The organism is Mesorhizobium sp. LSHC420B00, assembly GCF_000503055.1.
Lineage (GTDB): Bacteria > Pseudomonadota > Alphaproteobacteria > Rhizobiales > Rhizobiaceae > Mesorhizobium.
The window spans coordinates 1-23,220 of record NZ_AYVY01000018.1; the positions used below are offsets into that span (position 1 = coordinate 1).

Genomic DNA, 23,220 nt, shown 5'->3' on the forward strand with positions numbered 1-23,220 from the left:
CCTACACGACGCTCTTCCGATCTGTCGAGGCGATCTTTCGAGATGTCGATTCCGAGCGTTCGTGCTATGATTGCGGTCATCTTTTCCGTGTCCCGTGCTTGTCATCCGGGCCGTTCGTTCAGGCCTCATGGAAAAGAGAGGGGCGATCATACTCTAGCTCGGTCCATCACGACCGACGGTTCATCGATCCCACCCCTCCCGCCGCCTGCGGGTGGTGAAGGCCCGCAGGCGGCAACCCACTTTGGCCTCGAAACGACGGAAAATCATAAGACAAGCCGGTCTCCGGCATCTCTGCACCAGGAGGCGCGCTAGGGGGAGCGACAAGGTGGCGAAGATGCGTTCAACGTCGCCCTGAACAGCATTCCCCTCCTCCATCTGATTACACCGGCAAGAGGGCGTTCGGCTTGACATCGGCGATGGAGGCGAAAGTGTGCGTTTCGCGCACGCCGGGCAGAGGCAGGATGACCCGCTGCAGGAAATCCTGGAACACCGCCATTTCAGCGATCCGCGCCTTGACCAGATAATCGAAACCGCCAACCACCATATGGCACTCCAGAACCTCCGGAGCTTTCGCCACGGCTTCGGCGAAGCGGTCAAAGACATGCGGCGCCGTGTGGTCAAGCCTGACCTCGATGAACACCAGCGTTCCCCTGCCGACCTTGCGCGGATCGAGCATAGCCCTGACCGCGGTGATGAACCCGTCGCGGAACAGGCGCTTCACCCGCTGGCTGGTTCCGGTCGGCGACAGCCCGACACGCCCGGCAAGATCAAGCGTCGTCCGGCGCCCATCCTCCTGCAGCAGCCGGAGCAGGCTGCGGTCTATCTGGTCGAGATCGTCCATTCACAATCCACTCTATCTCAGGGATTTGTGTGCTTAATTCACGCACAGATGCCAAAATCAACGTATTTCATCACAAAAAACCTCGCAATAGCCTGCGCTTCCCTCACCCACTCAAAGCAGATGTGGTGAGCCGATTTCGACGAACACAGGAGTGCAGGATGACCAAGGAAGCGTGCAGCCCAGCCGGCAAGAGTGCGGCGGAAATCAGCAAGGGAGCGACCGAGATCCTGGTGCTGAGCGAAGCCGACGTGATGGCGTGCATCGACCTCAGCCAGCTTCTCGACGTTCTGGAAGACGGCTTCAAGGCGCTGTCACAAGGTAAGGTCGTCAATCCACCCCGACCACAGCTCGACATCCCCGGAGCCGGCTACAGCCTCGCCATGCCGGCCTGGATGGAGGACATGAACCTGACCGTCAAGATCGTCAATGTCTTCGAAGGCAACCTGGCCAAGAACCTGCCCAGCCATCTCGCCACCATCAGCCTGTTCGATCCGCTGTCCGGCCTGCCGGTCTGCATCATGGACGGCACCTTCATAACCGCGGTGCGAACCTCCGGCTCCGCCGTGCTGTCGGTGCGCGCGCTTGCCCGCCGGGATGCCAGGATAGCGACAGTGATCGGCGCCGGCGTGCAGGCCAACCAGCACCTGCATCTGTTGCCGCTGGTGCGCGACTTTGCCGAAATCCGGGTCGCTTCGAAGAGCTTCGACGATGCGGCAGCGCTTGCCCGGCTGCATCCGTCGGTGGTGGCGGTCGCCGACCTCGAGGCGGCAGTGCGCAGTTCGGACGTGGTGTGCCTGGCGACCCACTCCTACCAGCCGGTGATCGACGCAGGCTGGGTCCAGCCGGGCACGCATGTCTCGTCGGTCGGGGTGGCGCCGCCCGGCGGAGAAATGCCGATCGAGCTCATCGGCAAATCCAGTCTTTTTGTCGAAACCAAGGATGCGTTCAAACCGACCCCGGTCGGTTCTTGCGAGCTTGCCGGCTTCGACCCGGATTTCGGCACCGAGCTTGGCGCCATGCTGCTCGACCGCGCGCCGGGTCGCGTTTCGAATCAACAGATCACCACCTACAAGGCGATGGGCATTGCGATGGAAGACATGGTCGCCGCCGACCTCGCCTATCGTTGCGCCAAGCGTCTGCGCAAGGGAAAGCTCATCGTGCTGTAGGCGCGTGCCGCGAGCCAGGCGGGTTCGACGTTGCTGACAATGGCGCTTTCGTGGGAGCGTTGGGGCTAAAGGCCGGCCCCTCAGGCCGGCTCGCGCTTCAGCGCCTGTGCCATGCAGTGGATGCCGCCGCCGGTCTTCGAGATCTCGCTCATATCGATGGCCGCGACCTCGAAGCCGCGTGCCTTGAGCTGGCCGATCAGCGCCTGGCTGGACGTCGGCGCGATCACCCTGTCCTTGCCCAGCGACATGAAGTTGCAGCCGAGCGCCATCGTGTCCTGGAACGGCACGTCGATAATCTCGTGGCCCTTGCCCTTCAGCCAGTCGACGATGCCCGGCTCCGTGCAGGCGAGGCAGACGGCGGTCAGCTTCTCGGCGATCGGCACCACCATCAGGTCGATATGGACGTAATATTCGTCGATGAACGCGATGCGGGTCTCCCAGCCCTCCTTGTCGAACCAGGCCTGCACCTGGCGGGCGCCCTCCTCCTGCGTGCGGGCGCCGCCGCAGCCGATCAGCACCACGCCGTCCTCGATGACGTTGAAGTCGCCGCCTTCGAATGTGCCGGCGGTGACCATGTCATAGATCGGGATGCCGAGCTTCTCATAGGTGCGGATCGCCGCGTAGTTCTCGCCGCGCCGCCACCAGTTGGCCATCGCGGTGATGATGACGCCATATGGCGTCATCACGCTGGAATCGCGTGAATAGACCTGCATCGGCAGTTCCGGCGTCGGCTCATGCCAGTGGATGTTGACGCCGAAATGCTCATAGGCGGCGACAAGGTCCTTGTGCTGCGCCTGCGCGATCTGGACATTGCAAGGCGCCTCGCGCAGATGTTTTCGCGATAGCGAGCTGGTCGAGAGATGGCGCAGGAAATTGGGCGAGCCGAGCAGCACGTCGGTCAGCACGTCGGTCTCGTTGGCGAAGCCCCAGGCGGTCAGCTTCTTGGTGCCGCCGGCCGGGTTGCGGCGCTGCAGCGAAAACGGCTCGGTGACGATGCGGTCATGGACGGTCATGGGTTCTCCTCGTGAAGGGGCGGCTTGGTTGAGTCATGCGGCTTGGTTGCTCGGTATCCACCAGTCCCGTCCGCGCGGGGTGGTGATGTATTCCGGCCAGCGAAATCCAATTGGCGGCTCGTAGTCGCAGAGCGGCGCGATCCAGTTCGAGCCGCCGATGCCGCCACCGGTGCGGGCGACGAATTCGTCCATCGCCGCGTCGCGCGCGGCCTCGTCTTCCAACAGGCGAAGTGCTGCCAGCGCGACCGTCTTTGCGGCACAGATGACCATCGGGTCGATGGTGGCAGAAATGCCGCCCAGCGCATTCATCGCCCAGGACGGAAAGGCGTGACCGTTCTCCGAGCGCAATGCCGGGCGAGCGACATAGAACCGCGCCGTCGGCGTATGCCACGACATGTCGGTGTAATCGTCTGAGGTCGAATTGAGCTGCGACGGCGGCAGGTCGCGGCGCAGCACCGCCTCGGCCGCCTGTGGTGCAATCAGCCGCTCCAATTCGTCGATGAATGGTTCCTCGCTCGCCACCCCGCCGGCATTGATCTGGATTTCGCGGGCGATCGCCTTAGCCGTCTCGTCCCAGCGCGGCGGCCCGACCGCCGCCAGCGCGTCGAAGGCAATGCCAGCCATTACGTGATTGGCGAGCCCCGGCCGCGACTTCGACACCCAGTGCCGCTCATAGCGGCAGCCGCCCATCACCGCGACGGCTTCCGCATTGCGGTCAAGCACGGCGGTGACCTGCTCGGCCATCGCCAGCGTCGGCACGCGGATCATGTACTGGATCTCGGCCAGCCCGGCCGGCAGATTGTCGGCGGTCGCCTGCCCCGCCGTCAGGATCGCCTCGCTGATCGACCAGCCGCCCTGATGCGGCAGCATGGAATCGCGTAGCGCCTTCGAGGCCATGTACATCATCATGAGCGCGTCGTTGGCGCCCGGCGCCCGGACCGCCGAATGCTCCTGCGGGATCGGCGCCGCGTTGCCTGCCGCCCTCGACCAATGTTCCGGCTCGTCGCAGATGAAGCGGTAGATCATCGCATAGGCCGCACCGCAATGCGTGTCCCAGCGCGCCGTGTTGCACAGCGGCAGCATGTAAAAAGGATGGAAGGAGATCATGCCCGCCAGCCCATCGTAATAGCCCTTCGCGGCATGGATCGGCTTCGATCCCCTCACCTTCTCCGCCGGCTCTCCGGTGAAGCGCAGCGTGCCCGATATGCCGTGGCGCTGCATCGCCGCCTTGGTCGCCAGCAGCCCGCCGAGGCTGGCAATGCCGAGCCCGGAATGCGGATCGGTGTGGCCGCCGGCCTGTTCGCCGAGGCCCGGACGCGGTCGCTTCACCGTCGCCGCATCCTGGCAATTGCCAGGCACCGCGTCGTACTCGGCATACATGCCGATTGTCGGGCCGGTCCCGTTGGTCCAGTGGGCGCAGAAGGCGGTCGGCATGCCGCCAGAGCCCTCTTCAACGGTAAAGCCTTCGTGCTTCAGGCGCTCGACATACCAGGCGGCCGACTGGTATTCGCGCCAGGCGGTCTCGCCGAAGTCGAAGATGGTCCGCGTCCACGCCGACAGCGACGGCTGGATGTCGTCCAGACAGGCAAGCGCGGTCGCTTGCGCCGAGGTCACCGGTTTCTCCATGGCGGAAAGAAAGCAGTGAAGCGCCTCTCCAAAAAGTGATATGTTTTCCCGGCTCATGCAAATTCGGTTCACCTCTTGAGAATTCCCTCGACGCAGGCGCTGCGCGCGCTCGACAGTTTTGCCCGCCACGGCAGCGTCTGGCGCGCCGCTGACGAACTGCATCTGACCCGCAGTGCGGTCAGTCATCAATTGCGCCTGCTCGAACGCGATCTCGGCTTCGACCTGCTCGCGCGCATCGGCAAGGGCGTGGCGCTGACGCCACGCGGCCAACGCTATGCCAGCGACGTGCGCAAGGCGCTGACGGTGCTAGGCGACGCGGTGACACGCCATGCCGGCACCGGCATCGGCGGCTCGTTCAGTGTCAGTTGTACGCCGGGTTTCGCCTCGCTGTTCCTGTGCACCCATATCGGCGAGTTCCGGCAGATGTACCCCGATGTCGCACTGCGCATCCTGACGCCGCGGCGCCTCGACGACGTCAGCAATGCCGAGGCCGACGCCTTCATCGCCTTCGGCGTCGGCAACTGGCCGAACCGCGTGGTCGAACCATTGTGCGAAATCTCCTTCACGCCGCTGTGCAGCCCCACGCTGCTCAACAAGATCGGCGGCTTCTCCAAGCCGGCAGACGTGCTGCGCGCCAATCTCCTGCATCTCGGTGAAACCGAGGACTGGGCGCGCTGGCTGGCCCTGTCCAAGGTCGAGAACCCCGATCCGGAAGGCGGCATCTTCTTTTCCGACATGAACCTGGTCTTTTCGGCGGCGATTGCCGGCCAGGGCATCGCCATGGGCGACGAGCTGACCAGTCGCCGGGCGCTGAGCGAAGGCCGGCTGGTCCGCCCCTTCGACATAGCGATCAATTCGCCGCGCTCGTATTTTCTGGTCTCCGAGCACGCCAAGGCAGCGCATCCGGTGCTGGAGGCGTTTGGGAGATGGCTGAGGTCGAAGCTGTCCGAGAACAAGGAGCGCTAATCTCCCCCCTCGAGGAGGAGATTGGTGCATAGATGAATCAAATTTGCCGATCAGGCGAAAACTATTCGGTTGCGGTGAGCCGCCGCCCTGCCTACGATTTCGCCTACGCTAAGGAAAGGGCAGGATGCAGCAACCCGGCCGGGCCGCAGAGATCAAGGCAATCGGGATCGGCAAGAGCTTCGGCTCGTTCCGTGCGCTGGACGATCTGACGCTCGATATCGGCCGTGGCGAGTTCCTCACCCTGCTCGGCCCCTCCGGTTCCGGCAAGACCACCTTCCTGATGATCCTTGCCGGCTTCGTTCAGCCGACCGACGGCCGACTTTACAGCGACGGCGTCGACATCACAGAGCGGCCGGCCGAGCAGCGCGCCGCCGGCATGGTTTTCCAAGGCTACGCACTGTTCCCGCATATGAGCGTCGAGGCCAACATCGCCTTCCCGCTCAAGGTGCGCAAGAAACCGGCGGCCGAGATCAAACGCCACGTCGGCGAAATGATCGAGCGCGTCGGGCTCAAGGGCCACGAGAAGAAACTACCGTCGCAATTGTCCGGCGGCCAGCAGCAGCGCGTGGCGCTGGCGCGTGCGCTGGTGTTCGAGCCGGGCGTGCTTTTGCTCGACGAGCCGTTTTCGGCGCTCGACAAGGGCCTGCGCGGCCAGATGCAGGCCGAGATGAAGCGGCTGCACCAGGAGACCGGCACCACCTTCGTCTTCGTCACCCATGACCAGAGCGAGGCGCTGGCGTTGTCGTCGCGCGTCGCCATCTTCAATCATGGCAAACTGCTGCAGGTCGGCGCACCGGACGAGGTCTACGACCGGCCGGACAACCGCTTCGTCGCCGAGTTCCTGGGCGAGATCAACATGCTGCCGCTGAAGGGCGTGCGCCCGGCCGACAATGGCTCGACGGGCCTCTGCGAAGACCGCGCGATCAGCATGCGCTGCAAGGCCGAGAAGGTCCGGGGCGACGCCATCCTGGCGATCCGGCCCGAATACATGTCGATCGCCCGCGAAGCCGCCGCAGGCGAGAACGGCATTGCCGCGACTGCCGTCGCCTCGACCTATCTCGGCGCTGCAACGCGGCTCGATCTGACGACGCGCCAAGGCGCCAAGATGACGGTCTCGGTGCCGAACGAGGTTGCCGCTTCCGCGCTCAGCCAAGGCAATTCCGTCTGGCTGACCTGGCCGGCGGAGAAAGGTTTCCTCCTTCCGGATGGAGGACAATGACGATCGGCGTGGCGAATTCGCCAAGCTGACTTTCAGGAAATACCAACGACAAAAAAGGGGAACTGACATGACAAACCAAACCAAGAAACATTCCATCGAGGCGCTGTCCGCCAGGGCCGTGCGCGGAGAGATCTCGCGCCGGCAGTTCACGCAGCTGGCCGCGCTGGTGCTGGCCGGCACGCCGATGCTGCTGCGCTCGACCGGCGCCTTTGCCGCGGCGAAGGAACTGGTGCTGGTCAACTGGGGCGGCGACGCCATCACCGCCTATGACGCGGCTTACGGCCAGGCCTTCACCAAGGAGACCGGCATCGTCGTTAAGATGGATGGCTCCGGCCCGACCGAAGGCGCAATCGCGGCGCAGTTCAAGAGCGGCGCCCCGACCTGGGACCTGGTCGACGTCGATCCGTTCTCGGCCATCACGCTCGGCGCGCAGGGCATGCTTGAGCCGATCGACTATACGATCGTCGACAAGAAGAAGATGCGCGAGGGCTTCGGTTGGGAACACGCCGCCTCGACCTATTTCTTCTCCTATGTCATCGCCTACGATGCCGAGAAATACGGCAGCCAGGCACCGACCGGCATGGCCGACTTCTTCGACGTGGCAAAATTCCCCGGCAAGCGCTCGCTCTACAAATGGGGCGTGTCGAGCTGGGAAGCGGCACTGCTTGCTGACGGCATCGCGCCGGCCTCGCTCTACCCGCTCGACCTCAAACGCGCGCATGACAAGATCGCCGCCTTCAAGGAAAACGTCGTCGCCTATTGGGGTGGCGGCGCCGAAAGCCAGAGCGTGCTGCTCAATGGCGAGGCGTCGATGGCGATCGTCTGGTCGACCCGGGCTTCGCTCATCGAGCAGGATTCCGGCGGCAAGATCAAGTTCATCTGGGACCAGGGCCTGATCTCGCCCGGCGCGCTCGCCGTGCTCAAGGGCAATCCCGGCGGCAAGGACGCGGCGATGAAGTTCATCGCCAGCACCCAGGACCCGGAGAAGGAACTCATCATGTTCGACAAGCTCGGCCAGGGTCCGGCCAATCCGGCCACCGATGCGCTGATCCCCGCCGACAAGAAGCGCATCAACCCGGTCGATCCCGAGAACATGAAAAAGCAGATCCCGCTCGACATGGATTGGTACGCCAAGAACTATGGGGCAGCACTCGACGAATACACGAAGATCATCTCCGCCTGACAAGCCGGGATAACCGGATGAGAGCATACCTCTCCGACAGGATGGGCGCGGCGCTGTTGATGGCGCCGCTGCTCCTCTTTCTTGTGCTGGCCTATGCCTGGCCATTCCTCGGCGTGGTCAAATGGAGTTTTACGCTGCCCACGCCGGGGCTGGGGCAGTACAATGCGCTGCTCACGGATCAGTTGGTGCAGTCGGTCTTTATCCGCACGCTGCGCATCGCGGCGATCGTGACGATCGTTTCGGTTGCCGCCGCCTACGCCATCACCGTTGTCTGGGTGCGCGGCACGCCGGTGCAGCGCGTCGTGGCCGAATTCTGCATCCTGGTGCCGTTCTGGATCTCGGTGCTGACCCGCGCCTTCGGCTGGGTGGCGCTTTTGTCCAATCGCGGCCTGATTAACACCTGGCTGCAGGCGGTCGGCTTCATCTCGGAGCCGCTGGCGCTGGTGCGCAACGAGTTCGGCGTCATCGTCGGCATGACGCATTTCCTCATCCCCTTCGCCGTGTTTCCGCTGGCCTCTTCGATGCGCAGTCTCGACGACCGCGTGCTGCTGGCGGCGCGCGGCCTCGGCTCCAGCCGCATGCGGACCTTCTGGTCGGTGTTCGTGCCGATGACCCGCTCCGGCATCATCGGCTCGGCGCTGATCGTTTTCGTCTTTTCGCTCGGCTTCTTCGTCACGCCGGCGATCCTCGGCGGCGGTCGTAGCGTGATGATCGCCGAGTTGATCTATCTCCGCATCTTCCAGAGCCCGGACTGGGGCCTGGGCGCTGCGATCAGCGTGGTGCTGGTGCTGTTCGTCGGCGCGCTGATGGCGCTGCTGTTCCGCTATATCAGACCAAAGCAGTTGGTGTAGCGCGATGCCGACCTATCGCCCCGGTCCCGTCTCGCTGGTCCTCGCCGCCCTGGTCGCGCTGTTTCTGCTGTTGCCGCTGCTCGCCGTCATTCCGGTGTCGCTGACGCCGAGCCGCATGCTGGCGATGCCGTCGGGCGAATTGTCGCTGCGCCATTACCGGGCGTTGATCGAGGATCCGCGCTGGATCAACTCGATCCTGCTCTCGATCAGGATCGGCGTCGTCAGCAGCGCCTTTTCCACCGTGCTCGCGCTCTGCTTCGGCCTCGGCGTCTGGATGTTCCAGCCGCGCTTCACCGCAGCATTGGTCGGCTTCGTGCTGCTGCCGATGGTGGTACCGCCGGTGGTCTCGGCAATCACGCTCTATTTCCTGCTGACCTCGATCTCGGGTTTCTCGTCGTTCTTCGGCTATGACACCTGGCTGGGTGTCGCCATGGCGCATGCGGTGATGACGGTGCCCTTCGCCACGGTGCTGATCCTGGTGTCGCTCAGCCAGCTCGACCGCCGCATCGATCTTGCCGCGCGCGGCCTCGGCGCCACCGTGTGGGAGCGCGCCACCCGCATCATCATGCCCAACATCAAGTTCGGCATCGTCACCGCGGCGTTGTTGTCCTTCGTGCTGTCCTGGGAAGAGATCGGCGTCACCCTGTTCATCACCTCGGTCAACGCCATCACGCTGCCGCGCTTGATGTGGATGGGCCTGCGCGACAACATCGACCCGGCGATCGCCGCACTCTCGGTGATCCTGATCGTCATCACGGTGCTGGTGCTTGTGGCGCGCAGCGTCGTGGTCAGGCTGCGCGCGGCGCAGTGAGGGCCGCCTCACTGCCGCGGTGACTGGCGCGAATGAAACCTTGCGCCACGATTTTCGTTATAGGTAGTTCAACACGTCGAAGGCTTCGCCATGAATCAAGGATGGTTTTCCAAGCCGGTTGCGATTGCGGTCGGCATCGTGGGAGATATCCGCAACATTTCCAACGCACGGCAGGCTGTCGAATTGCTGGAAGCCCACTGGCGCGACGCTGGCAGCGCCAAACACGGCTTGGCACGGCGCACATGCCGCCGCGCTATGAGCGACGACCGCTGGACCGAAGCCGCCAGGGACGCGTTCATCGAGGCCGCGCGGGAAGCGCATGTCCTGGTCGAGCGAGCCGTTGAACCGCAGGACCGGTCCAGGCAGGCGGGACCGTGATCGATTTGTGAGCCTCGGTGGTTCGGCCGATCTATTGCATCTCAGGCAGCATGCAGCCTTGGAATGGCACTGACGTCAACCTCGCGCTCCGCGTGCCACGCATCGTAAGCGGCCTGCATCCTGAGCCAGATCGCGGCGCCGTCGCCGAACATCTTTCCAAGGCGCGCCGCGACGGCCGGCGAGACCGGCTTCTTTTCGCGGATGATGTCGTAAAGCTGCTGGCGCGAGATTCCGAGCAGATTGGCGATTTCCACCTTGGTCTTTCCGGTTGCCGGGATAATGTCGTCGAGCAGCGCCCCAGGGTGGGATGGGCAGCGCTCCATCGGACGCATCGGCTTATAACAGGTCATGGGCTGGTTGTCCTTCGGTTGGGTCGCCACGTGCCCATAGTGATATTGCTCGAAATCTACCCGGGTTGCCAGACCTCCCGAAAACCTGGCGGCGTTGTGTCACTGCGCCACCCACTACCCCATAGCGTGGCGGATTCTCTTGGACAGGCGGCTTAAAAATGCCGGCCTCGACGACGCATCGAGCTTCCACGACAGCACCGCCGTGGCCATTTTCCGCGGCAACACCCCGACCGACAGGAACCATGCGGCAAGGATGACGCGCCGCCGCAGGGATGCGGTCATTTCGAGGCTGGCGACGGCGCCGGCCGCCCCGAGCGCCAGCCGGGAATCGTCGGCCACCGGATGTCGGTCTCTGTCGGCGCAGAGCGACGCCAGCCGCTCCTCCAGGTGGACCGGATCGTGGCGGACAGCATCCGACGGCACGATGGTCAGGCCGATCCCGGAGGCCTGGTCCGACAGTGCCTGCATGCGGCGGAAATCGTGGGTTACCCGCCAGCGTGCCCGCTCGGCGAGCTTTTCGCCGAAGACCGAATGGTTGGCGCCGTGGATCCGGTAGGCGCCGAGGCATTCGTCGATGGATTGGACGTGCCCGTACATCGGCGCCAGCGTTGCCAGATAGCCGTCAGCGCCCTGGCGGAACTCCGGCTCCGGTATCGGCATGATCGATTCGAGCGTTGCGCGGTCAAAGGCGAGCCCGCTGGTCACGGTCGTCTGATAGCGGCCCTTGTGCAGGAGTTTCGGCATGACGTCGCCGCTGTCGAAAGCCAGTTCGGGCGGCGGAAAGACATCCTTGATGCGTTGCCCTTCGTCGACGATGTGCAGTCTGGACTGGACCTGGGCGGTTGCCTCGTCCCAGGTCTCGACGATGGTGGAGACGGCGGTCGGATAGAGATAATCGTCGGCGTCGAGGAACAGGACGATCTTGCCCGAGCTCGCTGCGAAGCCGGTGTTGAATGCCGCGGCGTGTCCGCCATTTTGCGCTCGCGGACATGCGAGGATCTCGTCGCGATACGATTCCATGATTGTCGTGGAATTGTCCTGCGATGCATCGTCGACGACGATGACTTCGACATCCGCGTAGTCCTGCTCGAGGGCGCTGTCGATGCTGCGTTTGAGGAACCGCGCGTAGTTGTAGTTCGGGATGATGATGGATACCGGAATTCTCGGGACAGTCTGCATCGCGTTTGACCTCGCATCTTGCTTTGGTTCGGCAAAGGCCCGCTCATGGGCCTGCCCCCCTCTTCAAGCGCCCTCTTGGCGCGCAACGAGTTCCCTGGGAGAAAGCCTGCGCTTTCTATCAGGAGACGGGTCACGTTTCGCTTTGCGACTTCGTACTGAGGCCGCCATGCCTTCGAGGGCTGCTGCCATGGTAAGGGGTCGGCGGCAGCAAAAGCCCAGACGGTTCGGCCAAGGTGATGTCGCAACCGAGCCCGACGGAAAATGTCTCGCCTCGCGATCAGGTCAGGAGCGAAGCGGACGGGTGCCTTGAAGGCATGGCGGATACTGGCCTTCAAATGCGGCTGGAACAAGCCCCGCATCGAAAACAGGGCCACTTCAGGTTGTGTTACAGGCGGCATGCCGCGACGGGCCGGTGCTTTTGCCCCAGAGCCGGCGAACCGCCTCCGGGGCTTATAGTCACGTGGCCGAGACAGTCAGGCGGCCTGCAAACCCGGCAGCGACAGGTCGACTTCCTCCGGCAAGTCGCCGGCCATGGCGGCGGCAAACTTCGTCTGGTCGAGTTCTCCCTCCCAGCGTGCCACCACCACTGTCGCCACCGCATTGCCGATGAAGTTGGTCAGCGCCCGGCATTCCGACATGAAGCGGTCGACGCCGAGGATCAGCGCCATGCCGGCGACCGGCACGGTGGGGACGACCGAAAGCGTTGCCGCCAGNGTCGACGCCGAGGATCAGCGCCATGCCGGCGACCGGCACGGTGGGGACGACCGAAAGCGTTGCCGCCAGCGTGATGAAGCCGGCGCCGGTGATGCCGGCGGCACCCTTGGAGCTCAGCATGGCGACGGCGAGCAGCAGGATCTGGTCGCCGTAGGTGAGTGGCGTGTCGGTCGCCTGCGCGATGAACAGCGCCGCCAGCGTCATGTAGATGTTGGTGCCGTCCAGATTGAAGGAATAGCCGGTCGGGATGACCAGGCCGACCACCGAGCGGTTGCAGCCGGCGCGCTCCATCTTGGCCATGAGGCCCGGCAATGCCGCTTCCGAGGACGAGGTGCCGAGCACCAGCAGCAGCTCTTCCTTGATGTAGCGGATCAGCGCCAGGATCGAGAAGCCATTGTAGCGGGCAACCGCGCCGAGCACCACCAGCACGAACAGCAGCGCGGTCAGGTAGAATGTGCCGATCAGCATGGCGAGGTTGGCGATCGAGCCGATGCCGTATTTGCCGATTGTGAAGGCCATGGCGCCGAAGGCGCCGATCGGTGCGGCCTTCATCAGGATGGCGACGAGGCGGAAGATCGGCGTGGTCAGTGCCTGCAGGAAATCGACGACCGGACGGCCGCGATCGCCGACCAGTGCCAGGGCGACACCGAACAGCACCGAGAAGAACAACACCTGCAGGATGTCGCCCTGCGCGAAGGCGCCGGTGATGGTGTCGGGGATGATGTTCATCAGGAAGCCGACGATGGTTGTGTCGTGCGCCTTCTCGGCATAGGCCGTCACCTTGGTGGTATCGAGCGTGGCCGGATTGATGTGCATGCCGGCGCCGGGCTGGACGACATTGGAGACGACCAGGCCGACGACAAGCGCCAGCGTCGAGAACACCAGGAAATAGATCATCGCCTTGCCGGCGACGCGGCCGACCTTCTGCAGGTCGGAAACACCGGCGATGCCGGTCGCCACCGTCAGGAAGATCACCGGCGCGATCACCATCTTCACCAGCTTGATGAAGGCATCGCCGAACGGCTTCATCGCCTCGCCGGTTTCCGGATAGAAATGTCCGAGCAGCACGCCGGCGGCGATCGCCGCCAGCACCTGCACATAAAGATGCCGGTAAAAGGGAAGTTTGCCGCGCGGCTCGGCGGCAGCGATTGCTGTCTGCATGACGTCCTCCATGGCGCCCCGATCGAAAGCTCGACTCCCCGGGGCAGTTGTTTTGACCAGCAGCCTCGCGACTGCTGAATTCGTGTTTGCAACAGCCGTGCCAGATACGCAGAAGAGCCTTTCATCATTGATTTTGTTGAGCATTCACAAACGTCCGCACTGCTGGACACACAGACAAGTGCGAATCTCCGCATAGGTCGAATTGTGTTTTGTGCGAGTTCATGCACAAATGGGCGATGCTGCAACGCCCCGCCGGTGCCTTGTCTTCGACGCCCGAGCAACTCGCCAGGCGGGCACGCCGAGCCTGGCTGGTGTTTGCGGCCGTCGCCCTGCTGATCCTCACCGCAACGCTCTACGGCGCCGGCCTTTACGGCCGCACCGCCGAGGTCGGGACCCTGGCGGCGCAGGGGCGTACCGACGCCAATCTGAAGGTCGCGCTGCTGCGCGCCGTGCTCGAAAGCCCGCGCGCCCTGCCGCTGCTTCTGTCCGCGGACCAGCAAGTGCGTGACGCGCTGTCGCAGAAAAATGCCGCGGCAATCGATGTTCTGAACCGCAAGCTCGAGGGGCTGGTCTCCGGCACCAAGGCGTCGGTGCTCTATGTCGTCGGCACCGACGGACTGGCGATCGCCTCCAGCAACTGGCGCGAGCCGATCAGCTTCGTCGGCAATGACTACCGTTTTCGCGATTATTTCTCCGGCGCAATGCAGGCCGGAACCGCCGAGTACTTTGCGCTCGGCAATGTCAGCAAGCGTCCCGGCCTCTACATTTCGCGACGCGTCGGCGATGCCGCCGCACCGCTCGGCGTCGTCGTCGTCAAGATGGAGTTCGACCAGCTCGAAGCCGACTGGCGCGAGGCCAACCGCCCGGCCTATGTCAGCGACGAGAACGGCGTCGTGCTGATCACCAGCGTGCCGTCCTGGCGCTTCATGACAACCGCGCCGCTGGCCGGACCTGAGCAAGCCGCGATCCGCGACAGCCAACAGTTCGGCGACGCGCCGCTGGTTCCGCTGCCGATCATGCACCGGCAGGCGCTCAGCCCGGATGTGTCGATCGTCCACGCGGTGACGCCCGGCGGCAGTGAGGCGGAGTATCTCAGCCTTTCCACGCCGGTCCCTTCGACCCCATGGCAGCTCGACTATCTGATCCCGGCCGAAGCGCCGATCGCCGCTGCCGTCCGCGAAATGCGGCTTCTGGCACTGGGTGCCGTCGTCCCGCTGCTCGGCCTGGCCGCGTATCTGTTGTGGCGGCGGCAGTCGGCGCAGATGCGGATTGCCGCCGAACAGGCGGCGCGCACCGAACTCGAACGCCGCGTCGTCGAACGCACCGAGGATCTGAGCCAAGCCCGCGACCGGCTGCAGGCCGAGATAGCAGGCCACCGCAGCACCGAAGCCAAGCTCCAAATCGTGCAGCAGGATCTGGTCCAGGCCAACCGCCTCGCCATCCTCGGCCAGGTCGCCGCCGGTGTCGCCCATGAGATCAACCAGCCGGTCGCCACCATCCGCGCCTATGCCGACAATGCCCGCACCTTCCTCGACCGCAAGCAGACCGGGCCGGCCGAGGAAAACCTCGGCGCCATTGCAGCACTTACCGAACGCATCGGCTCAATCACCGAGGAGTTGAAGGCATTTGCCCGCAAGGGCCGCACCGCCGCCGAGCCTGTTGAATTACGTGGTGTTGTCGAGGGCGCGGTCATGCTGTTGAGAAGCCGCTTTGCCGGTCGGCTCGACGCATTGGCCATCGACCTGCCGCCGCCGAGCCTCAAAGTCATGGGCAATCGGGTCCGGCTCGAACAGGTGCTGATCAACCTCTTCCAGAACGCGCTCGAAGCACTCGACGGCCGCGACGACGCTTATGTGCAGGTATCGGTCGAGGAGACCGCGGACGGCGTGACGGTCGGCGTGTCCGATAACGGACCTGGCATTCCGCCCGGGATTCTCAAGTCGCTGTTCACGCCGTTCAACACCTCCAAGGAAAAAGGCCTCGGCCTTGGCCTCGTCATCTCGAAGGACATCGTCGCCGATTATGGCGGCCGCATCGAGGTTTCAAGCAACGACGGCGGCACCCGCTTCTCCATCCATCTCATGAAAGCAGCGTAAGCCATCATGACGAACGACAATGCCGCGCCGGTCATCTTGATCGACGACGATCGCGATCTCCTCAAGGCCACCGCGCAGACGCTGGAGCTTGCCGGCTTCTCGATCTCGGCCTCTGCGGTGGCGGCCGAGGCGCTGGCCAGGCTCGACGCCGATTTTGCCGGCGTCGTGGTGTCCGATATCCGCATGCCGCAGATCGACGGCTTGCAGCTTTTCAACCGCATCCTGCGGCTGGATGCCGACATTCCCGTCATCCTCGTCACCGGGCATGGCGACATCGCCATGGCCGTCAAGGCGATCAAGGACGGCGCCTACGACTTCATCACCAAGCCTTTCGCCGCCGACCGGCTGGTGCAGAGCGTGCGTCGCGCAGCGGAAAAGCGCCGCCTGGTGATGGAGAACCGCGCCTTGCGCGAGGCGGCCGGAGAGGCGCAGGACGGCCTGCCGCTGATCGGCCAGACACCGGCGATGGACAGGCTGCGCCGCACACTGCGCCAGATCGCCGACACCGATGTCGACGTGCTGGTGACCGGCGAGACCGGCTCCGGCAAGGAGGTGGTGGCAAGCCTTCTGCATCGCTGGAGCCGCCGCGCCAAGGGCAATTTCGTCGCGCTGAATTGCGGTACGCTGCCGGAGACCGTCATCGAGAGCGAGTTGTTCGGCCATGAGGCCGGCGCCTTCACCGGCGCGCAGAAGAAACGGATCGGCCGCATCGAGCATGCCAGCGGCGGCACGCTGTTCCTCGACGAGATCGAAAGCATGCCGGTCTCGACACAGGTGCAGATGCTGCGCGTCTTGGAGATGCGCGAGGTCACTCCGCTCGGCACCAACGAGGTGCGGCCGGTGGATCTGCGCGTCGTCGCCGCCGCCAAGGTCGATCTCGGCGATCCGCGCCAGCGCGGCGCCTTTCGCGAGGATCTCTACTATCGGCTCAACGTGGTGACGATCTCCATTCCGCCGCTGCGCGAGCGCCGCGACGACGTCGCCCTGCTGTTCTTCTATTTCGCCGAGCGCGCCGCCGCCCGCTTCCATCGTCCGGTGCCGGCAGTGCCGGCGACGGTACATCGCCATCTGAGCGACCATGACTGGCCGGGCAATGTGCGCGAACTGGCGCATTTCGCCGAGCGGTTCGTGCTTGGATTGGAGGAAGGCGCCGAAGCACAACCCCCTGCCCCAACTGAATCGAACGCCGCCATGAAGCTGCCGGAGCGGCTGGAGCGCTACGAGGCCGACATCATCCGCGAGGCGCTTGGCCGCAACGAGGGCGATGTCAGGCGCACGATCGAAGCGCTGGGGATTCCGCGCAAGACCTTCTACGACAAGCTCCAGCGCCACGGCATCGTGCGCAGCGATTTTTCCAGGTAATCGCCGCCGGGCCGAGAGGCTCGGTTACTTGGCGTCGTGGAAGATGATACCGACAGTGTGGCGCATGCCGGAGCGTAGCCGGCTGACGCCGTGCCTGAGGTTGACGCGGTAATTGCCCTTGCTGCCCTGGACCGGACGATTGTGGACCGCGAAGGCGACTGCATCGCCCTGGCGCAGCGGCACCACCTCGGCGCGGCTCTGCATGCGCGGACGCTGCTCGGTCAGCACGAATTCGCCGCCGGTGAAATCCTTGCCGGGCTCGGACAACAGGATCGCCACCTGCAGCGGGAAGGCAAGATCGCCGTAGAGATCCTGGTGCAGGCAGTTGAAGTCGCCGGGGACATTGCAGCAGGAGCGGCGTCGGCCGCGTCTGGCCCTGCTCGTGGCATTGCTCGAGGAACGCGGCGTGTTCGTCGGGATAGCGCTGCGCGATACCCATGCGCTCGTTCCAGTCGTTGGCGACCGCAGCCAGGCGCGGATAGAGCGCGGTGCGCAAGCCGCCGATCAGATCGGGCAAGGGATAGCGGAAATAGCCGTACTCGCCCTTGCCGAAACCATGCCGCGCCATGTGGACATGGCTGCGGAAATGGCTCTCGTCCGGATAAAGTCCGGCAATCTGCCGGCACTCCTGCGGCGTCAGCAGCTCTTCCATCACCGCGCAGCCATAGCCGCTCAGCTCATCGGCCAGCTTCCGCCAGTCATATCCGGCAACGCGCACCTCCGCCGATTTCACCGCCGCTTTCGCGCCTATCGAATGGATGGTCATGGCTTCGCCTCCTGTGGCTTCTCTGTCATTGAGATGGGTGAAACGGCGCGCGCGGACCACCCGTTTCTTGCCGGGTGAACTCGTTAGCGATTGTCTCGGGGATTTCGTTGAATACAATGCAGCGGGGCTTGCCGCGATGGGGGGGGGGGCGAATTGAGCGGACGGGTTCGACAAAGGGACGGGGCAGTCCGGCAATTCCTCGTTTGTCTCGTCGCGATGCTGGTCTCGGCGCTCCCGGCCTTGTCCGCCAGCAGCGACTGCGTCAGCGACGACAAGGTCGAGGCCAGCACGCGGATCGCCGCCTGCACGCGCATGATCGAGGATGCGACAGAGCCCCTCGAAAACCGCGGTATTGCCTATTTCAAGCGCGGCAATGCCCTGACGGAACGAGGCGACTATGACCGCGCGATCGCCGACTACAGCGCGTTCATCGGCATCGCACCGACCGTCGCCAGCGGCTACTACAACCGGGGCATCAGCTGGGTCTTCAAGGGCGACTACGACAAGGGCATCGCCGATCTGGACAAGGCGATCAGCCTGGACCCGAAATATGGCGATGCCTACTACAACCGCGGCGTCGCCTGGACCTTCAAGGGCGAGGACGACCGGGCTTTGGCCGACTATGACAGGGCAATCAGCCTCGATCCCGAAGACGGCAGAAATTACCATAATCGTGGGCTGATCTGGTCACGCAAAGGCGACGACGACCGCGCGATAGCCGACTTCGACCGGGCCATCAGGCTCAACCCGAACGACGTCGGTTCCCTGAATGGCCGAGCCGATGCGTTGACCGGCAGGGGCGAAGAGGAGCGCGCGCTGGCCGACTATGACAAGGTGATCAGCCTCGATCCGAAAAACGCACATGCCTACTACCGGCGCGGCAACGCCCGGCTGACGGGCGGCGATTTTGACGGTGCTATCGCCGACTACAACCAAGTGATCAGCCTCGATCCGAACGATGAGAGCATCTGGTACAACAGAGGGGTGGCCTGGTCAGGCAAGAGCGACAATGACCGCGCCATCGCCGACTACGACAAGGCGATCAGCCTCGATCCGAAAGACCCCAAAGCGTACTTCAATCGAGGTATCGCCTGGGCTAGCAAGGGAGACAATGATCGCGCCATCGCCGACTACGACCAGGTGATCAAGCTCGACCCGAAACAAGCCCTCGCGTATAATAATCGGGGCTTGGCCTGGGTGGCAAAGGAGAACGATGTTCGCGCCTTCGCGGACTACAGCCACGCAATCGATATCGACCCAACACTTGCCATCGCCTACAGCAACCGAGGCTTTCTCTGGAACAAGCGAGGTGAGTACGATCGGGCCATCGACGAATACGACCGGGCGATTGGTCTCGATCCGAAAAATGCAAGAATTTACCACAACCGCGGCATTGCCTGGATGGGAAAGGCCGGCGACGGTCGAGCCATTGCTGACTTCGACCAAGCGATCCTGCTCGATCCGAATTATCCGTACAGCTACTCAAACAGGGGTGTTCTCTATTTCTATTCTGGCTCGCTGGCCAAGGCGCAGGCTGACTTTGAAAAGGCGGCCGCGCTCAGGCCCGACTACGCCTATTTTGCCATCTGGCTGGATATTGTTGAACGACGCAACGGTGCGGCGGGCCATTTGCGGAAGGCAGCTTCCAAGCTCGACATGACGAAGTGGCCGGCGCCTGTGGTTCGAATGCTGCTTGGCGAAAAGACGCCCACCGCGACATTGAACGACGCCGATGGCTCGGATCCAACCAAGAAACACGGCAAGTTTTGCGAGATCGGTTTCTACAACGCAGAACTCAGCCGGCTCAAAGGGCAACGCGATCACGCCCTATGGCTTTACAGGCATACCGTCAGCCATTGTCCAAAGAGTTTTATCGAATACCGTGCCGCCAACGCTGCATTACGCGAGTTGGGTGTTTCGCCGTAACTCTGCCCGACGGATGTTCGTTTGCTAAGAAGACTAAGCCGAACAACACGATATAGGTGCATTCTGCCAGACTGATTCAGGCTGTGCCACGTCCATATGTCAGGAGCCTTCGCCAGCGCGATTCCGGTTTTCACTGGCCCGCGCTAGACTGGCAGCAACCGCAACCGGACTGCCCATAGCATGATTGTCCAGACCTGCATCAATGGCGCGCGCAGCGCCGATTTCCACCCCAACCTGCCGCTCGACGCGGAGGCCATGGCGCGCGACGGCGCCGCCTGCGTCGCCACCGGCGCGGCTGAGCTGCATGTCCATGCGCGCGGGCTGGACGGCCGCGAAAGCCTGGCTCCGGCGGCGATGGACCAGACTGTGCTAGCGCTTCGTCGCGCCTGCCCTGGAACGCTGATCGGCGTGTCGACCGGCGCCTGGATCGAGAATGACGACGAGCGGACGCTGGCCGCGATCGCCGCTTGGAGCGAGCTGCCCGACTATGCCTCGGTCAATCTGAGCGAAGACGCCGCGCCCGCCGTCATGGAGAGTCTGCGCCAGCGCGGCATCGGCATCGAGGCGGGGCTTGCCTCCGTCGCCGACGCCGAACGCCTGGTGAGCCTCGACCATGGCAAACGGGTGCTGCGCATCCTGCTCGAAATCTCCGAGCAGCCCTTGGACGCGGCGCTGGAGGTCAGTGACGATATCGCCGCCGTGCTCGACGGCGCCGGGATGCGCCGGGCGATCCTGCTGCACGGTGCCGACGCCACGGTCTGGCCTTTCGTGCACCGGGCGGCGGAACGCCGTTGGTCGACGCGCGTCGGGCTGGAAGACGGCAAGGAGCTTCCTGATGGAACAGTAGCACCCGGTAACGCCGCGCTGACAGCGGCAGCCGTCGCTATCTTCGAGACCAGCCGTTAGCGCGGGGAAACAGCCAATCTCCTCTTCACTGGGGAGATGCCAGGTTTTGACAGAGAGGCAGGCCAAAGTCGGGCGGGTCTAAAGTATAGCCGCGTGCTGGTGTCAGTAAAACTTATCTAAAACTTTACGCATTAATTAAACCAGCAATTAATCAGCACATCAACGACCCCGTGTGTTAATGCTCCCCGCACAGGGGACCATTTTTCGATGAACATCATTCCAGAGAATGATCACGCTGCGCCGCGCCGGGTTCAACAGTATACATCGGTACAGATCCTGCGGGGGCTAGCAGCCCTCATGGTTGTTATCTATCATCTTCCGGCCGCACTGGGCATGCTCGATCTGGGTATTCCCATCCTAAACAGTGGTGTCGATCTGTTTTTCGTCATCAGCGGTTTTGTCATGGTTCTCTCGACGGAGAACAGACGTCGCGACCATCGTGCTTTTTTGATGCAGCGCTTCACGCGCGTCGTTCCGTTCTATTGGGTTATGACCTTCGTCATGGTCGCCGCACTTTGGTTGTTTGCCGGTCGTGCAGTGTCTCTTGAGCAGCTCACCAATAGCCTGCTTTTCATTCCCTATCTCGACACTGTTACAGGTTATGTCCAACCAGTGCTTGGCGTGGGTTGGACGCTCAATCTGGAAATCCTGTTTTACATTCTGTTCGCGGCAACTATGGGTCTTGGCACCTTGACGCAAATGGCCATGGTCGGCGTTGTCTTTGCAATCGCCGTAGCGGCGCGCATCATCTTCAAACCCGCCGCCGATACTGTGCTGTTTTTCTATACCACGCCAATCCTGTTTGAGTTCCTTGCCGGCATGGCTCTCGGCCACCTGGTCGGCAGGCTGGCGCGTTCGCCTGCCGTCCTGGGTGTCTCGGCACTCGTGTTCGCCATCGTGTCCATGCTGGTGATGGGCCTTGGCTTCAACTTGCCGCGAACCCTTGCTCAGGGAATCCCGGCGGGGAACTGTCAGGAATTCTGTGCGCGAGGCCGGTTTCGTCATTGGCTGACGAACCTTTCGCCGAAGACGACGGCNGGGGAACTGTCAGGAATTCTGTGCGCGAGGCCGGTTTCGTCATTGGCTGACGAACCTTTCGCCGAAGACGACGGCGAACTGGGTCTTGGCCTCGAACCATTCGCGCGGCGGTCGTTTCCATTCCTCGGCCGCGTGGTTCAGCACCAAATATAGCAGCTTCATGGCCGCATCGTCACTGGGGAAGTGTCCCCGGGTGCGGACGGCGCGGCGCAGCTTGGAGTTCAGCGCCTCTATGGCGTTCGTGGTGTAGATGATCCGCCGCACGCTTTCGGGATAGGCAAAGAATGGGACGACGTGCTGCCAATTGCGCCGCCAGCTTTGGGTGATCGCCGGATACCGCTGCCCCCAGTAGCTGGCTTCGAAGTCCTCAAGAGCCTTCATGCCGGCTTCGGCGTCCTTGGCCCGGTAGATCGCGCGCAGCGCCGGCACGACGGACTTGCGGTCCTTCCAGGACACGAACTCCAGGGAATGACGGATCAGGTGCACGATGCAGGTCTGGACGACAGTCTGGGGAAAGACGGCGTTGATCGCCTCGGGGAAGCCCTTGAGGCCGTCGACGACGGCGATCAGGACGTCGGCGACGCCACGGCTCTTCAACTCGTTCATGACGCGCAGCCAGAACTTGGCGCCCTCGGTCTGCTCGATCCAGATGCCGAGAATCTCCTTCGTGCCGTCCGGCAGGATGCCGAGCGCGATGTAGACGGCCTTGTTCCTGACGAAGCCCTCGTCCCTGATCTTGACCCGTATGGCATCGAAGAAGACGAGCGGATATACCGCGTCCAGCGGCCGGTTCTGCCACTCGGCCACTTCCTCCAGGACCGCATCGGTAACCGCCGAGATCAGGTCCGGCGACACGTCGATGCCGTAGAGCTCCTCCAGATGGCCGCGGATCTCGCGCACTGTCATGCCGCGCGCGTACATGGAGATGATCTTGTCATCGAAATCGGGAAAACGGCGCTGGTATTTGGCGATCAGCTTCGGATCGAAGGTCCCGGCCCGGTCGCGCGGGATCGACAGCGTCATCTTCGACGTGCCCGTCAGCACCGACTTCCGCGAATGGCCGTTGCGGCGATTGACGCTGCCGTCGGTGCGTTCGTCCTCAAGGTGCTCGTCGAGTTCAGCGTTCAGAATCCGTTCCGAAAGCGCCTTCTTCAGGTCGTCGAGCAATCCGTCCTTGGCAAACACCTCATTCGGATCGCGGCCGGCAAGCAGTTGGTCCAGAAGTTCCTTCTCAATAGCCATGCGATGATTCTCTCCTTTCCATCATCATGGCCTCGCGCACAGAATTCCCGACAGTCCCTCCCGGCGTTGATCCTTGTCGCGGCTTGCATAAGCCTGGAAAGCTACTTCCGGCTTCTTGCTCCTCGCGTGCTGGCAAGGTTGGGTGATGCTTCCTACTCTCTCTATCTGACACATCCTATCGTGCTGCTTGCGACCGCTCCTGTCGTTGCAAGCGCCAATGTATCACCATGGCTCGCAGGCATGGTTATTGTCACCGCCTGCATTGCCGTCTCCCTGGCCAGCTATAGTTTTATTGAGAAGCCGCTTTTGGCGATATCTCGGATGAGCCTCTCCGCCTATCAGGTGAAGGCACAATAAGTTGCGGTTGCGCCTCGCAACGATTTTGCGACAACGACATGCATAAAACAAGAAACTTAAAGCGCGTCG

At 63.3% G+C, this 23,220-nt stretch carries 19 protein-coding genes and 2 pseudogenes; 13 read left to right on the forward strand and 8 right to left on the reverse strand.

Annotated elements, in window-relative coordinates; translation table 11 throughout:
- Nucleotides 1-379: 379 nt before the first annotated feature.
- The gene (locus X760_RS61545) at nt 380-841 is read right to left on the reverse strand and encodes an Lrp/AsnC ligand binding domain-containing protein (protein WP_023720584.1); all 462 of its coding nucleotides are present in this window, start codon (nt 839-841) and stop codon (nt 380-382) included.
- A 158-nt stretch (nt 842-999) separates the two neighbouring features.
- Here X760_RS61545 and X760_RS61550 point away from each other — a divergent pair, with 158 nt between their 5' ends.
- The gene (locus tag X760_RS61550) at nt 1,000-2,007 is read left to right on the forward strand and encodes an ornithine cyclodeaminase family protein (protein WP_023720585.1); all 1,008 of its coding nucleotides are present in this window, start codon (nt 1,000-1,002) and stop codon (nt 2,005-2,007) included.
- Between the two features lie 80 nt (nt 2,008-2,087).
- Here X760_RS61550 and X760_RS61555 read toward each other — a convergent pair whose 3' ends face one another.
- Nucleotides 2,088-3,020, reverse strand: coding sequence for a dimethylarginine dimethylaminohydrolase family protein (locus tag X760_RS61555; protein ID WP_023720586.1), 933 nt, complete (start codon nt 3,018-3,020; stop codon nt 2,088-2,090).
- Between the two features lie 33 nt (nt 3,021-3,053).
- Nucleotides 3,054-4,646: a metal-dependent amidase/aminoacylase/carboxypeptidase gene (locus X760_RS61560; protein ID WP_023720587.1), complete on the reverse strand. Its 1,593-nt coding sequence runs from the start codon at nt 4,644-4,646 to the stop codon at nt 3,054-3,056.
- A gap of 75 nt (nt 4,647-4,721) precedes the next feature.
- Here X760_RS61560 and X760_RS61565 point away from each other — a divergent pair, with 75 nt between their 5' ends.
- The 6 genes from X760_RS61565 (at nt 4,722) to X760_RS61590 (ending at nt 10,054) form a co-directional block, all read left to right on the forward strand.
- Nucleotides 4,722-5,612, forward strand: coding sequence for a LysR substrate-binding domain-containing protein (locus tag X760_RS61565; RefSeq protein ID WP_023720588.1), 891 nt, complete (start codon nt 4,722-4,724; stop codon nt 5,610-5,612).
- A 124-nt stretch (nt 5,613-5,736) separates the two neighbouring features.
- Complete coding sequence (locus X760_RS61570; RefSeq protein ID WP_023720589.1) at nt 5,737-6,831, forward strand: ABC transporter ATP-binding protein; 1,095 nt, start codon at nt 5,737-5,739, stop codon at nt 6,829-6,831.
- A 67-nt stretch (nt 6,832-6,898) separates the two neighbouring features.
- The gene (locus X760_RS61575) at nt 6,899-8,014 is read left to right on the forward strand and encodes an ABC transporter substrate-binding protein (RefSeq protein ID WP_031194461.1); all 1,116 of its coding nucleotides are present in this window, start codon (nt 6,899-6,901) and stop codon (nt 8,012-8,014) included.
- A 17-nt stretch (nt 8,015-8,031) separates the two neighbouring features.
- A complete protein-coding gene (locus X760_RS61580; protein ID WP_031194462.1) occupies nt 8,032-8,865 on the forward strand; it encodes an ABC transporter permease in 834 nt (277 codons plus the stop codon).
- Between the two features lie 4 nt (nt 8,866-8,869).
- Nucleotides 8,870-9,676: an ABC transporter permease gene (locus X760_RS61585; protein ID WP_023720592.1), complete on the forward strand. Its 807-nt coding sequence runs from the start codon at nt 8,870-8,872 to the stop codon at nt 9,674-9,676.
- Nucleotides 9,677-9,766: 90 nt separating this feature from the next.
- On the forward strand, nt 9,767-10,054 hold the full coding sequence (locus X760_RS61590) for a DUF982 domain-containing protein (protein ID WP_023720593.1): 288 nt from the start codon (nt 9,767-9,769) through the stop codon (nt 10,052-10,054).
- Between the two features lie 41 nt (nt 10,055-10,095).
- Here the strand turns inward: X760_RS61590 and X760_RS61595 are convergent, their stop codons facing one another.
- The 3 genes and pseudogenes from X760_RS61595 to X760_RS61605 form a co-directional block, all read right to left on the reverse strand.
- On the reverse strand, nt 10,096-10,404 hold the full coding sequence (locus X760_RS61595) for a HigA family addiction module antitoxin (RefSeq protein WP_031194464.1): 309 nt from the start codon (nt 10,402-10,404) through the stop codon (nt 10,096-10,098).
- 114 nt (nt 10,405-10,518) lie between these two features.
- Nucleotides 10,519-11,583, reverse strand: a complete 1,065-nt coding sequence (locus tag X760_RS61600; RefSeq protein WP_023720595.1) for a glycosyltransferase — start codon at nt 11,581-11,583, stop codon at nt 10,519-10,521.
- Between the two features lie 473 nt (nt 11,584-12,056).
- Nucleotides 12,057-13,458: pseudogene (locus X760_RS61605) on the reverse strand (dicarboxylate/amino acid:cation symporter).
- 236 nt (nt 13,459-13,694) lie between these two features.
- Between X760_RS61605 and X760_RS61610 the strand changes: the two are divergent.
- Together X760_RS61610 and X760_RS61615 are read left to right on the forward strand one after the other, a co-directional pair.
- The gene (locus X760_RS61610) at nt 13,695-15,554 is read left to right on the forward strand and encodes a sensor histidine kinase (protein WP_031194465.1); all 1,860 of its coding nucleotides are present in this window, start codon (nt 13,695-13,697) and stop codon (nt 15,552-15,554) included.
- Nucleotides 15,555-15,560: 6 nt separating this feature from the next.
- On the forward strand, nt 15,561-16,916 hold the full coding sequence (locus X760_RS61615) for a sigma-54 dependent transcriptional regulator (protein WP_023720598.1): 1,356 nt from the start codon (nt 15,561-15,563) through the stop codon (nt 16,914-16,916).
- Nucleotides 16,917-16,940: 24 nt separating this feature from the next.
- Here the strand turns inward: X760_RS61615 and X760_RS61620 are convergent.
- A pseudogene (locus X760_RS61620) lies at nt 16,941-17,682 on the reverse strand (2OG-Fe(II) oxygenase).
- A gap of 240 nt (nt 17,683-17,922) precedes the next feature.
- On the opposite strand from X760_RS61620, the gene X760_RS0138685 reads away from it, so the two are divergent.
- From X760_RS0138685 to X760_RS75045, 3 genes are all read left to right on the forward strand, one after another.
- Nucleotides 17,923-19,608, forward strand: coding sequence for a tetratricopeptide repeat protein (locus X760_RS0138685; protein WP_198030521.1), 1,686 nt, complete (start codon nt 17,923-17,925; stop codon nt 19,606-19,608).
- A 180-nt stretch (nt 19,609-19,788) separates the two neighbouring features.
- Complete coding sequence (locus X760_RS61625; protein ID WP_023720602.1) at nt 19,789-20,514, forward strand: 3-keto-5-aminohexanoate cleavage protein; 726 nt, start codon at nt 19,789-19,791, stop codon at nt 20,512-20,514.
- Nucleotides 20,515-20,721: 207 nt separating this feature from the next.
- The gene (locus X760_RS75045) at nt 20,722-21,705 is read left to right on the forward strand and encodes an acyltransferase (RefSeq protein WP_084642845.1); all 984 of its coding nucleotides are present in this window, start codon (nt 20,722-20,724) and stop codon (nt 21,703-21,705) included.
- On the opposite strand, the gene X760_RS61630 is transcribed toward X760_RS75045, so the two are convergent.
- Nucleotides 21,592-22,794 (reverse strand): IS256 family transposase, encoded by a 1,203-nt coding sequence (locus X760_RS61630; protein ID WP_023720604.1) that lies wholly within the window; start codon nt 22,792-22,794, stop codon nt 21,592-21,594. The two genes, X760_RS75045 and X760_RS61630, sit on opposite strands and share 114 nt — an antisense overlap.
- On the opposite strand from X760_RS61630, the gene X760_RS76520 reads away from it, so the two are divergent.
- Complete coding sequence (locus X760_RS76520; protein ID WP_156948148.1) at nt 22,765-23,151, forward strand: acyltransferase family protein; 387 nt, start codon at nt 22,765-22,767, stop codon at nt 23,149-23,151. The genes X760_RS61630 and X760_RS76520 overlap by 30 nt on opposite strands.
- Nucleotides 23,152-23,220 lie beyond the last annotated feature (69 nt).

Coding starts and splice junctions, on each gene's coding strand:
- X760_RS61615 (WP_023720598.1), top strand. CDS start 15,561: ATGACGAACGACAATGCCGCGCCGGTCATCTTGATCGACGACGATCGC.
- X760_RS61575 (WP_031194461.1), top strand. CDS start 6,899: ATGACAAACCAAACCAAGAAACATTCCATCGAGGCGCTGTCCGCCAGG.
- X760_RS61560 (WP_023720587.1), bottom strand. CDS start 4,646: ATGGAGAAACCGGTGACCTCGGCGCAAGCGACCGCGCTTGCCTGTCTG.
- X760_RS61585 (WP_023720592.1), top strand. CDS start 8,870: ATGCCGACCTATCGCCCCGGTCCCGTCTCGCTGGTCCTCGCCGCCCTG.
- X760_RS61630 (WP_023720604.1), bottom strand. CDS start 22,794: ATGGCTATTGAGAAGGAACTTCTGGACCAACTGCTTGCCGGCCGCGAT.
- X760_RS61610 (WP_031194465.1), top strand. CDS start 13,695: ATGCTGCAACGCCCCGCCGGTGCCTTGTCTTCGACGCCCGAGCAACTC.
- X760_RS61595 (WP_031194464.1), bottom strand. CDS start 10,404: ATGACCTGTTATAAGCCGATGCGTCCGATGGAGCGCTGCCCATCCCAC.
- X760_RS61600 (WP_023720595.1), bottom strand. CDS start 11,583: ATGCAGACTGTCCCGAGAATTCCGGTATCCATCATCATCCCGAACTAC.
- X760_RS61625 (WP_023720602.1), top strand. CDS start 19,789: ATGATTGTCCAGACCTGCATCAATGGCGCGCGCAGCGCCGATTTCCAC.
- X760_RS61590 (WP_023720593.1), top strand. CDS start 9,767: ATGAATCAAGGATGGTTTTCCAAGCCGGTTGCGATTGCGGTCGGCATC.
- X760_RS61545 (WP_023720584.1), bottom strand. CDS start 841: ATGGACGATCTCGACCAGATAGACCGCAGCCTGCTCCGGCTGCTGCAG.
- X760_RS61555 (WP_023720586.1), bottom strand. CDS start 3,020: ATGACCGTCCATGACCGCATCGTCACCGAGCCGTTTTCGCTGCAGCGC.
- X760_RS61570 (WP_023720589.1), top strand. CDS start 5,737: ATGCAGCAACCCGGCCGGGCCGCAGAGATCAAGGCAATCGGGATCGGC.
- X760_RS61580 (WP_031194462.1), top strand. CDS start 8,032: ATGAGAGCATACCTCTCCGACAGGATGGGCGCGGCGCTGTTGATGGCG.
- X760_RS61550 (WP_023720585.1), top strand. CDS start 1,000: ATGACCAAGGAAGCGTGCAGCCCAGCCGGCAAGAGTGCGGCGGAAATC.